Raw genomic sequence first — 10,452 nt, forward strand, 5'->3', positions numbered from 1 at the left:
AATCCAAATCAATGGAGAAACTGGCTTCAGGTATGCGTATCAACCGTGCTGGTGACGATGCAGCTGGTCTAGCAATCTCTGAAAAAATGCGTGGACAAATCCGCGGATTGGATCAAGCTTCTCGTAACTCACAAGATGCTATCTCTCTTATCCAAACGGCTGAAGGTGCATTAAACGAAACGACTGACATCCTTCAACGCATGCGTGAACTTGCTACTCAAGCATCAACAGATACTAATACAACAAACGACCGCGGCGAAATCCAAAAAGAAATGGATTCCCTAACTTCTGAAATCAACCGTATCGGTAACACGACTGAGTTCAATACGCAAAAATTATTGAACGGTGCTAAAGATAGCAAAACTGTAGCTCAAGCTGCTACACCTGCTGCTGCTGCAGTTCAAGGTAGCGTAACATCAACAGGAACTTTGAGTACAACTAATGGTGATACTGTAACAGTAGATGGAAAAACATTTACGGTTGCTGCAGCTGATGATGCAGCGGCTGGAGAATTCACGGATCTTGATGGATTAGTTGCTGCTATTGGAGCGGATGCTGATTTAAGCGCTAAGTACACTGCATCTAATGATAGTGGACAACTTAAACTTGTACAAAAAACTGGTTCTGAATCAGCAACTGCAGCAACTATCGGTGGTAATGCTGGTTTATCAGTAGATGCTGCTGAAACAGTAGCTGGCTCTAAAGCCGTAGCAGCTAAAGAAGCTGTTGAAGCTGGCGCAGGTCTTCAATTCCAAATCGGTGCTAACGAAAACCAAAGCTTAACACTTGAAATTGGTGACATGCGTGCAAGCGCTCTTGGATTGACTGGAACTGGTGCTGGATTTACTGCTACATCAAATGTAAGCAACGGAACTGATTCTACAGGCGTTGAATCTGGTCTTGATGTTTCTAATGCTAAAAACGCATCAGCTGCTATCACAAAAATCCAATCTGCAATTGATACAGTTTCAGCAGAGCGTTCTAAATTAGGTGCTAACCAAAACCGTTTAGAGCACACGATCAACAACTTAGGTACTTCTTCTGAAAACCTGACGGCTGCTGAATCACGTGTACGTGACACAGATATGGCTAAGACGATGATGGAGCAAACTAAAAACTCCATCTTGGCTCAAGCATCACAAGCAATGTTGGCTCAAGCAAATTCCGCACCTCAAGGAGTTTTACAACTTCTAAGGTAAATTTGAAGGGCGTTTTATCCAGTAATGGATAAAAGGATGACTGGGTGAATTGCTGGAACTTCCTAAAGCTTCATCAACCACAACGTAACTGGAAACGGTAAGCGTGATGGTCTGAAAATGATGGAGATGACACAATGGACAATCAGCAGCCAAGCTCCTTTGAGGAAACTCTGGAGAAGGTTCAACGACTAGGATATACAGTCTAAGGCTAAAAAGCTATGACCATGAAATCCGTAGGGTGGCAGCAGCCATTCGAAGTGCCCAGCCCCTTATAAGACAAGGGTGAAGATATAGTCTATTCTATGCTCGAAAGACATAGTCGCAAAGCAAGCGAACCAACAACCACAAGGCGTTTTACAACTTCTACGTTAATAACTTGAAAGAGACTCTAGTTTTGCTAGGGTCTCTTTTTTTATAAAGCAAACGGATAGATATTATCATTTTCCACGGAATGCTATCAAGAAGTGGTGTTAGTTTCGCTTTTTAATATCTTGCCATTTGTAAGTAACGGACCAATAACTTCTTTGTAGCACCTTTGCTATTTCATTTGTCGAATAACCAATTTCTTTGAGTTGATTTAATAATTTGATTTCATCTGGAGAATAAGGTTTAGAGCGATCGGAACTACTGGTAACAACCGTGTAGTCAGGATACTTCGATTTCCATTTCATTATTTCTTTTTGATATCTAAAATCCCAAGAGGTTTTATATAACATAGAAGAACAAGTTTTAGTCACGGGTTCAATTAGTTCAAGGAAACGAAACGTTTCCTTAACAGAAGTAGTTTTTAGGATAAATCCATGTCCATCCTTACGAGCACTCAGTCTAAAAGATAACTCATAGGTGGTAAAAATATGGTCCTTTAACTTCTCTAATTCGTCCTTACGATAACACTGAAGGTATAGGTAAATATGAGGTGTGAGGTAAATAATTTTCTTAATATGATTTACCCTAAATGAAATACTTAAAGAGCCATCATCCATGTATAGAATAGCTATGAAATGTGGTAATAGACAATTTTTGATTAAAGTGAAAGGAAGATATTTAGTTCCATCTTTTCTGTAAAAATGAGGGAATAAATTAGTGAATAATTCTAAAGATGCGGAACGTACACATTGGCTTGCCGGAGTGATATACAATAGTCCATCAAAGAAGGCGACTTTCCATTTTCGGTACTCTTCTTGAGATATACCGTAGTGCTCTCGGTAGCTATTGTTCTTTCTCCTGCTGTTTTTATAAATTTTCGTGATTTCCCCGTCACTTATTATGCTGGCGTATAAAACATTTTTTTGAATTTCAGTAAGCATCATCATGGACACCTCCTTAATAAAAGTATGAAAGCCCTTCTTCCATTTCCTTTTTTATAATGTTATCTCCCCCATTAACAGAATGTTTGTTCTCTATATAATGATAAAACCTTTGTATGAACACTGTAAAGTTCAATTTCAGAACCGATATAAAAAATAAAGACATCATATTGGGGGCTATTAAGATGCTGGAGAGTTTGTCCACGAATATTCTTTCCTCACAACTCAGAACGGCCATCTCGGATGGAATCAGTTCTTATTATCAGCGTGAAATGAATACGCTGGCCTATTCGGAGCAAAGTGCGGAAAGCAGTCAGCCTACGAAGGAAAAGGTTCAGGAAGTGGTGGAGAGCTTAAACACCTTCCTCAACCCGATACATACGGCGGTCCGCTTTGAGTATCATGAGAAGCTCAATGAGTATTATGTCAAGGTAGTGGATGACGTAACGGATGAGACGATCAGGGAGATCCCGCCTAAGAAGCTATTGGATTTCTATGCGGCAATGACGGAGTTTGTCGGGATCATGGTGGATGAAAAAATATAAGTGGGTGATGTATTGTGGTACGGATCAGTGGTTTGGCAAGTGGAATGGATATTGATGAATTAGTTAAAAGCATGATGCAGGCGGAACGTGTGCCTTTGGATAAATTGACACAGAAAAAGCAGTACTCCGAATGGCAGCGCGATGATTACCGCTCGATCAACACTTCATTATCGGAATTGGATACGCTTATCCGTGATGGAATTGGAAAGCAATCATCCTTTGTTAAAAAGAAGGTATCGGTTTCGAATCCAGAAGCGGTATCGGTGAAAAATGTAAGTTCGACTAGTGACTTTACAGGAAATATTAAGGTGAACAGTCTTGCCAAGGCAGCAACCATGACCAGTACGGAAAAATCGGCTGTTACGGATGCGAAAAAGAAGCTGTCGGAATTAGGCATTACGGTACCTCAGGAGATTACGATACTGGCTCCAAATAAAGAGGGTGCTTTCAATACGGAAGTGAAGGATGGAGTAACCAAGGAAAAGCCATACACGCTTACGCTCAATGCCGATGATACGTTGGAGAGCGTCATCAATAAAATTAATGCGAACTCGGGTGTCACGCTATTTTTTGATCAAAATTCGCAAAACTTTTCGATTACCGCTAAAAATACGGGTGATGTCAAAGATCGTCCCGAAATTGAACTAAGGGGAACCGGAGATTTTTTTGCTGCGTTAAAACTGAGCAGCAACAATGAAGAAGCTGGCGGCACAAAAGGGGAAAATGCAGCGATCACGTATAATGGCCTGGACATTTCCCGCCCTTCGAATACGTTCCTCATCAATGGAGCGGAAATAACGGTAAAGCAGAAAACGACGGATACCGTCTCATTCTCTTCAACGGCCGATGTGGATGCGATCCTGGACACGGTCACTCAGTTCGTGAACAAATACAACGAAATCATTAAAAAGGTACAGGACAAAACAGGTGAAGCTAAATATCGCTCCTTCACCCCGCTGACTGCCGAGCAAAAGAAGGAAATGACGGAAGATGAAGTGAAGCTATGGGAAGAGAAGGCAAAAAGCGGAACACTGAAAAGCGACTCGACGCTTAAAAGCCTCTTAACCACGATGAGATCCTCCCTATACACCGCAGTGGACGGAATCACTGGAAAAAACAATCTCAGCAGCCTGGGCATTACCACGACCAAGAATTACTTGGAGGGCGGCAAACTGACGATTGATGAGGACAAGCTTCGGGCAGCGATCAGCGAGGATCCCAATGCGGTTTATAATATGTTCATGGCTGATGGAGCGGAAAAAGGTGAAAAGGGACTGGCACGCCGTTTGCGTGATGATATACAATCTTCCATGAAGGTCATCACCGAAAAAGCCGGGAAGGCTGGATATGTGAATAATAATTTTACCATCGGGAAAATGGTCAATGGGCTGGATACGAGGATCTCGGCATTCGAAACAAAGTTAGCGAAATTGGAATCCCGCTATTACAGCCAGTTCACGGCCATGGAAAAGGCGATTCAAAAGGCAAATAGCCAAAGTTCATCGTTAGCATCTTATTTTAGTTAAGGCAATCGGGAGAGGAAGATAAATATGGCGATTAATAATCCCTATCAGTCGTATCAACAAAATTCGGTCAATACAGCGTCCCCGGGAGAGCTGACATTAATGCTATACAATGGCTGCCTGAAGTTCATCATGCTTGGGCGGAAGGCGATTGAAGCAGGAAATATCGAAGCGAAAAATACCAACATCATCAAGGCGCAGAACATCATCCATGAATTGATGGTGACGCTGAACATGGATGTCGAGGTGTCGAAGGAAATGATGAGTCTGTATGATTTCATGAATCGCCGTCTGATAGAGGCGAATATGAAAAATGATGTTGCTGCCTTGGACGAGGTGGAAGGACTCGTCACTGAATTCCGTAATACGTGGAAAGAAGTCATTCAGATCAACCGCAAAAAACAATTCAGCCAAAGCGGGCAAGTGTAATGATTCAGGCTTTTCACGACTTGACTGCCGAATTACTTGCCGTTCTGGAGGATCGGATGATTGCAGAACGTGAGGATAAAATAGAAAGGATCACCGAGCTGATTGATCGACGGGATGAAGTCATTGCCCAAATCAAGCCGCCCTTCACTGCTGCAGAACAACAGGTAGGCCGCAGAACGATGCTGCTCAATCAACAGGTAGACAGCTTGCTGAAGCTTCAAAAGCAGGAAATACAACGGGACATCCAGGAAATAAACAAAAAGAAAAATTCCTCCAATAAATATATGAATCCATATGAAAGTCTATCAATCGATGGCATGTTTTACGATAAAAGAAAATGATAACCCAGCCGTTTGGTTTCCAAACGGCTATTATGTTAAATTTATTTAAATTTTCTGTAAATAATTAAAGCTTAAATTTTTCCTTATCGCCAGGCATTTGTTATAATGAATGTAGGGCAGACATCAACCCTTTCCAAACCTTCCGACAATTGTTTCATAATTTCGACATATTTCATGATATGTTTCCAAAGGGAACCGGAGGGGTATTGTAGAATCTAACTGTTATAGTCTTAATTTAAGGAGGACTCACTTTATGAATTACAACGTACGCGGTGAAAACATTGAGGTAACTCCAGCAATTCGAGAATACGTCGAAAAGAAAATTGGCAAGTTAGAACGATATTTTAACAATACACCTGATGCAAATGTGTTAGTTAACTTGAAAGTTAACAATAATACATCCAAGGTCGAAGTGACGATTCCGATGCAGAATTTGGTTCTTCGTGCTGAAGAGGAAAATGCGGATATGTATGCTGCCATCGATTTGATCAATGACAAGCTTGAACGCCAAATTCGTAAACATAAAACGAAGGTCAATCGTAAATTCAGAAACAACTTATCAACGACTCCGGATGCATTCGCTTTCAATACGGACGTTGACGAAGTGGTAGATGAATTCGAAGATGATAATGATGTTGAAGTGGTCCGTAATAAGCGCTTCGATTTGAAGCCGATGGACAGTGAAGAAGCGATTTTGCAAATGAATATGCTTGGTCACAGCTTCTTCGTTTACACGAATGCAGATACTAACACAACGAACGTGGTATACCGTCGCAAAGATGGTCGCTACGGTTTGATTGAACCTAGCTAAACCTTAATCTATGAACTAAAGCACAGCCCAGCATTTGGGTTGTGCTTTTTTGCATGCTACAAGATTGCGGTCAGGCTCTGGGTGGTTTTTTATAAAGAACAACTTGTGTTCTTTAATAAGATAAATAGTTAATATTACCTATTCTATTGAATCTTGCTTTTGTACTATACTCAAGTTGTTAGTTCTTTAAAAAGAACATAGTGTTATTTATAACAAACGATTTGATTAAGGTGCAAAGGGGCTGGATATTTTGTATCAAAAGAATTGCCATAAATGCAATCGGTCTTCTTTTAGCAGTGCAGAATATGGAGAGTGGCTTTGCCCGACCTGCGGTGACGACCTGACTGTGCAAAAAGCCTTGGATCCACTAGTGGTGGAGAGGGTGAACCTGCAACATAAACTGGATGGGAAAAGCAATATTTACTATTACGTAAAAAGGAGAAAATGATAAAAGGGAAGGGTTTTTTTGAATTTTCTCAATATTGTAATATTTTGTCGGATAAATTTTTTTGCATTTTGTTAGTTTGGCGACATAATATAACAATATGTGATGCAAGTATCCGATATAATATGTTTATAAGCAATGTATTTGGTAATTAGTACCATGACAAAGGCAAACTTATTGAAAGATAAGGGCGCAAAGGCACAGGTCTAAGGTCCGCTCGACTAAGATGGCTGGTCTGCCTGAAATACAAAGGTATTTTAGGAGGTAGAAGAGGTGGCTAAAATGGAAATGGATCAAGAATGGGTGGAGTTAATATCGGAAGCACGGAGCTTAGGTTTTAAAAAAGAGGAAATTAGTGCTTTTTTTGAACGGAAATGCCTTGAGGTTCCGCTAGAGGAGAGCGAGCGAAGCTAATTACCAAACACATCCCTATAAACAGAGGCTGACACCTGGCTGTTTATAGGGTTAATTATTCATATTGGATTTCTGTAAGTCCAGCATTTTCAAGCTGTTTACTCCAGGATTATGTAGGTAGACTATTAAACTTCTACTCTTCTTTATCTTTTCTCCATTTATTGAATTCGATGAATTCCCTGAATTGTTGTTTCGACACGCCGGAATTCATGGCTTCCTCCACGATTTTCATCCAGTCATTGTCCAAGGCTTCCTTGTTTGGTGCATCGTAAAGGAGGGCATCAACAGGAATGTTAAGCACGGCGGAGATTTTTTCGAGAAATTGAATAGAAGGATTCGTTTGCAAGTTACGCTCTAGCGAACTTAAGTAAGACTTCGCCACCCCGGCTTTATCGGCGAGTTCAGTCATCGACATCTTTTTTTCTTCACGCAGTTTTTTTACACGTTCACCAATCATAATACCACCTCGAAACATGTTCTATTTATCTTCTACTTAAAATGTTAGTAGCCCACCTTTAAAAAAATTCAAACATGAAACCTGGTTGGTTTACCTTGGCAGCATCTAATGATGGAAGGTTATGGATCATTCACATTTGCTTTTGGAATAGTGGGGAGTTTCCATGAATTAATTATACTTCCATCTATTTTAACAGTTTTACTCATGATTTATCCATTGTTTTTCGCAAGAATTGAATTCGGATCAATAGGCATGGAAGTGACATGAAGTTGTACCTCTAGGATAGAAGTGGTAAAATTAAGCGTGGATTAGGAATAACAGAAGATGCATTTCTTCTTACTTATATGAATTTTGTCACGGAACGATCATTACCATAATAGAGGAGCGTTATTGAATGCTTAATATATTAAATAAAGTTTTTGATCCGAATAAGCGAGAAATTAAACGTCTGGAAAAAATTGCTGATCAAGTCGAAGCGCTGGCTGATGAGACGGCCGCATTATCGGATGAGCAGCTTCGTGCCAAAACGGGCGAGTTCAAAGAGCGCTACCAAAATGGGGAGACCGTCGATGATCTGCTCGTCGAGGCTTTTGCTGTTGCCCGTGAAGGGGCGAAGCGTGCCCTTGGCTTATATCCTTACCGTGTTCAAATCATGGGTGGGGCGTCGCTTCATGACGGGAATATCTCGGAAATGAAGACAGGGGAAGGTAAAACATTGACATCGACCATGCCGGTTTATTTAAACGCGCTTACTGGTAAGGGCGTCCATGTCGTTACAGTCAATGAATACTTGGCCCACCGTGATGCCACCGAGATGGGGGTATTGTTTGACTTCCTTGGTTTGACCGTCGGTTTGAACCTGAACAGCCATTCAAAAGAGGAAAAACAAGAGGCGTATAATGCCGATGTTACCTATAGCACGAATAATGAGTTAGGCTTCGATTACCTGCGTGACAACATGGTGTTATATAAAGAGCAAATGGTCCAGCGGCCCTTGCATTTTGCTGTAATCGATGAAGTCGATTCCATTTTGATTGATGAGGCGAGAACGCCGTTGATCATTTCCGGTTCGGCACAAAAATCGGCCCAGCTTTATATCCAGGCCAATGCGTTTGTCAAAACGCTGCAAAAAGAAAAGGATTATACGTATGATGAAAAGACAAAGGGTGTACAGCTGACGGAAGAAGGCATGAACAGAGCTGAAAAAGCGTTCAATATCGATAATTTATTCGATATCAACCACGTTACTTTGAATCATCATATCAATCAGGCGTTGAAGGCGCATGTTTCGATGCATTTGGATGTGGATTATGTCGTTCAGGAAGGCGAAATAGTCATCGTCGACCAATTCACTGGCCGTTTGATGAAAGGCCGCCGTTACAGTGAAGGCCTCCACCAGGCCATCGAAGCGAAAGAGGGTCTTGAAATCCAAAATGAAAGCATGACTCTTGCGACGATCACGTTCCAGAATTACTTCCGGATGTACGAAAAACTTTCCGGTATGACCGGGACTGCCAAAACGGAAGAAGAGGAATTCCGCAACATTTATAATATGCATGTCATTGCGATTCCTACAAACAGGAATATCATCAGGGATGACCGGGCCGATCTCATTTATGCGTCAACCGATGGTAAATTCCGGGCTGTTGTCGAGGACATCGCCGAAAGGCATGCAAAGGGGCAGCCTGTGCTTGTCGGAACGGTTGCCATTGAAACGTCCGAAGTCATTTCAGCCTATTTATCTAAAAAGGGGATTCCGCACGATGTCTTGAATGCGAAGAATCATGAACGTGAAGCGGAAATCATTGCCAATGCAGGTAATCAAGGCTCCGTTACGATCGCTACGAATATGGCTGGCCGTGGTACGGACATCAAGCTTGGGGAAGGCGTGAAGGAGATTGGCGGTCTTGCCGTCATCGGAACGGAGCGTCATGAAAGCAGGCGTATTGATAACCAGCTGCGTGGTCGTTCCGGCCGTCAAGGAGATCCGGGGGTCACACAATTCTATTTATCAATGGAAGATGAATTGATGCGCCGTTTCGGCTCCGATAACATGAAAAACATGATGACACGACTCGGTATGGATGATACCCAGCCGATTCAAAGCAAGATGGTGACGAGGGCCGTCGAGTCTGCACAGAAACGAGTGGAAGGCAATAACTTCGATTCCCGGAAGCAATTACTGCAATATGATGATGTTCTTCGCCAGCAACGGGAAATTATCTATAAGCAGCGTTTCGATGTGATGGAAAGCGAAAACCTGCGCGAAATCGTCGAAACGATGATAGCGGCTTCCATCCAGCGCAATGTGGCGGCATTTGCACCAATGGGTGATGAGGAAGGCTGGAACCTGCAAGGCCTTGTCGATTACTTGAATGGCAACTTATTCGATGAGGGGTCCATTTCCGTAACTGATTTAGACGGGAAAAATGAAACGGAATTGGTTGATTTCATTTTAGCCAAAGTGAAAAATGACTATGACCAAAAAGAAGAAGAGCTATCCGAAGAGCAAATGCGTGAATTCGAAAAGGTCATCGTCCTTCGTGCGGTGGACAGCAAATGGATGGATCATATCGATGCAATGGAGCAATTGCGCCAAGGGATTCACCTTCGTGCGTATGGCCAAATCGATCCGCTTCGTGAATATCAATCAGAGGGCTTCGCCATGTTTGAGGCGATGATAGCCTCTATGGAAGATGAAGTCGCTAAATACATCATGAAAGCTGAAATCCGTAACAATTTAGAGCGGAAAGAAGTCATACAAGGACAAGCTGTGAACCCGAAGGAAGAAGACGGGGGCAAAGTGAAAAAGGCTCCGGCCCGTAAAAAGGATGACGTTGGGCGAAATACGTTATGTCCTTGCGGCAGCGGTAAAAAATATAAGAATTGCCATGGCAGCGTAGGCTAATATTAGGTGTATAATGATTAAGGGACGGTCAAGTGCAAGGCTTGCCGCCTCTTTTCATGTTTCGTTTGCATAA

11 protein-coding genes and 1 riboswitch are annotated in these 10,452 nt (G+C 42.0%); of the genes, 9 read left to right on the forward strand and 2 right to left on the reverse strand.

All coding sequences use genetic code 11. The features are described from left to right. The first annotated feature begins 11 nt into the window (after positions 1-11). Entirely contained in the window at positions 12-1,199 is a 1,188-nt protein-coding gene (locus CVN76_RS22190; protein WP_442857595.1) for a flagellin N-terminal helical domain-containing protein, read from the forward strand. Positions 1,200-1,669: 470 nt separating this feature from the next. Here the strand turns inward: CVN76_RS22190 and CVN76_RS22195 are convergent, their stop codons facing one another. Continuing rightward, a complete protein-coding gene (locus CVN76_RS22195) occupies positions 1,670-2,512 on the reverse strand; it encodes a DNA endonuclease (RefSeq protein ID WP_198512624.1) in 843 nt (280 codons plus the stop codon). Between the two features lie 179 nt (positions 2,513-2,691). On the opposite strand from CVN76_RS22195, the gene flaG reads away from it, so the two are divergent. From flaG to CVN76_RS22225, 7 genes are all read left to right on the forward strand, one after another. After that, the gene (flaG, locus tag CVN76_RS22200; protein ID WP_061141199.1) at positions 2,692-3,051 is read left to right on the forward strand and encodes a flagellar protein FlaG; all 360 of its coding nucleotides are present in this window, start codon (positions 2,692-2,694) and stop codon (positions 3,049-3,051) included. A gap of 14 nt (positions 3,052-3,065) precedes the next feature. After that, a complete protein-coding gene (locus CVN76_RS22205) occupies positions 3,066-4,577 on the forward strand; it encodes a flagellar hook-associated protein 2 (protein ID WP_100533096.1) in 1,512 nt (503 codons plus the stop codon). A 24-nt stretch (positions 4,578-4,601) separates the two neighbouring features. Beyond that, positions 4,602-5,003, forward strand: coding sequence for a flagellar export chaperone FliS (gene fliS / locus CVN76_RS22210; protein ID WP_100533097.1), 402 nt, complete (start codon positions 4,602-4,604; stop codon positions 5,001-5,003). Beyond that, positions 5,003-5,344 (forward strand): flagellar protein FliT, encoded by a 342-nt coding sequence (locus CVN76_RS22215; protein WP_100533098.1) that lies wholly within the window; start codon positions 5,003-5,005, stop codon positions 5,342-5,344. Before fliS ends, CVN76_RS22215 begins: the two co-directional genes overlap by 1 nt. A 253-nt stretch (positions 5,345-5,597) precedes the next feature. Beyond that, entirely contained in the window at positions 5,598-6,155 is a 558-nt protein-coding gene (hpf, locus tag CVN76_RS22220; protein ID WP_100533099.1) for a ribosome hibernation-promoting factor, HPF/YfiA family, read from the forward strand. Between the two features lie 250 nt (positions 6,156-6,405). Beyond that, positions 6,406-6,603, forward strand: coding sequence for a hypothetical protein (locus CVN76_RS31180; protein WP_157805756.1), 198 nt, complete (start codon positions 6,406-6,408; stop codon positions 6,601-6,603). Positions 6,604-6,757: 154 nt separating this feature from the next. Further along, positions 6,758-6,843: riboswitch (cyclic di-GMP riboswitch) on the forward strand. Between the two features lie 39 nt (positions 6,844-6,882). Further along, positions 6,883-7,014 (forward strand): anti-repressor SinI family protein, encoded by a 132-nt coding sequence (locus tag CVN76_RS22225; RefSeq protein WP_100533102.1) that lies wholly within the window; start codon positions 6,883-6,885, stop codon positions 7,012-7,014. A gap of 133 nt (positions 7,015-7,147) precedes the next feature. Here CVN76_RS22225 and CVN76_RS22230 read toward each other — a convergent pair whose 3' ends face one another. After that, the gene (locus CVN76_RS22230; protein ID WP_100533100.1) at positions 7,148-7,471 is read right to left on the reverse strand and encodes a helix-turn-helix domain-containing protein; all 324 of its coding nucleotides are present in this window, start codon (positions 7,469-7,471) and stop codon (positions 7,148-7,150) included. A 394-nt stretch (positions 7,472-7,865) separates the two neighbouring features. Here CVN76_RS22230 and secA point away from each other — a divergent pair, with 394 nt between their 5' ends. Further along, positions 7,866-10,379: a preprotein translocase subunit SecA gene (gene secA, locus CVN76_RS22235; protein ID WP_100533101.1), complete on the forward strand. Its 2,514-nt coding sequence runs from the start codon at positions 7,866-7,868 to the stop codon at positions 10,377-10,379. Positions 10,380-10,452: the final 73 nt, after the last annotated feature.

It is taken from the genome of Bacillus sp. mrc49 (genome assembly GCF_002803435.1).

Excerpts from the sequence above, each read along its gene's own strand:
- CVN76_RS22190 (WP_442857595.1), top strand. The coding sequence starts at position 12 with ATGGAGAAACTGGCTTCAGGTATGCGTATCAACCGTGCTGGTGACGAT.
- CVN76_RS22195 (WP_198512624.1), bottom strand. The coding sequence starts at position 2,512 with ATGATGATGCTTACTGAAATTCAAAAAAATGTTTTATACGCCAGCATA.
- flaG (WP_061141199.1), top strand. The coding sequence starts at position 2,692 with ATGCTGGAGAGTTTGTCCACGAATATTCTTTCCTCACAACTCAGAACG.
- fliS (WP_100533097.1), top strand. The coding sequence starts at position 4,602 with ATGGCGATTAATAATCCCTATCAGTCGTATCAACAAAATTCGGTCAAT.
- CVN76_RS22215 (WP_100533098.1), top strand. The coding sequence starts at position 5,003 with ATGATTCAGGCTTTTCACGACTTGACTGCCGAATTACTTGCCGTTCTG.
- hpf (WP_100533099.1), top strand. The coding sequence starts at position 5,598 with ATGAATTACAACGTACGCGGTGAAAACATTGAGGTAACTCCAGCAATT.
- CVN76_RS22225 (WP_100533102.1), top strand. The coding sequence starts at position 6,883 with ATGGAAATGGATCAAGAATGGGTGGAGTTAATATCGGAAGCACGGAGC.
- CVN76_RS22230 (WP_100533100.1), bottom strand. The coding sequence starts at position 7,471 with ATGATTGGTGAACGTGTAAAAAAACTGCGTGAAGAAAAAAAGATGTCG.
- secA (WP_100533101.1), top strand. The coding sequence starts at position 7,866 with ATGCTTAATATATTAAATAAAGTTTTTGATCCGAATAAGCGAGAAATT.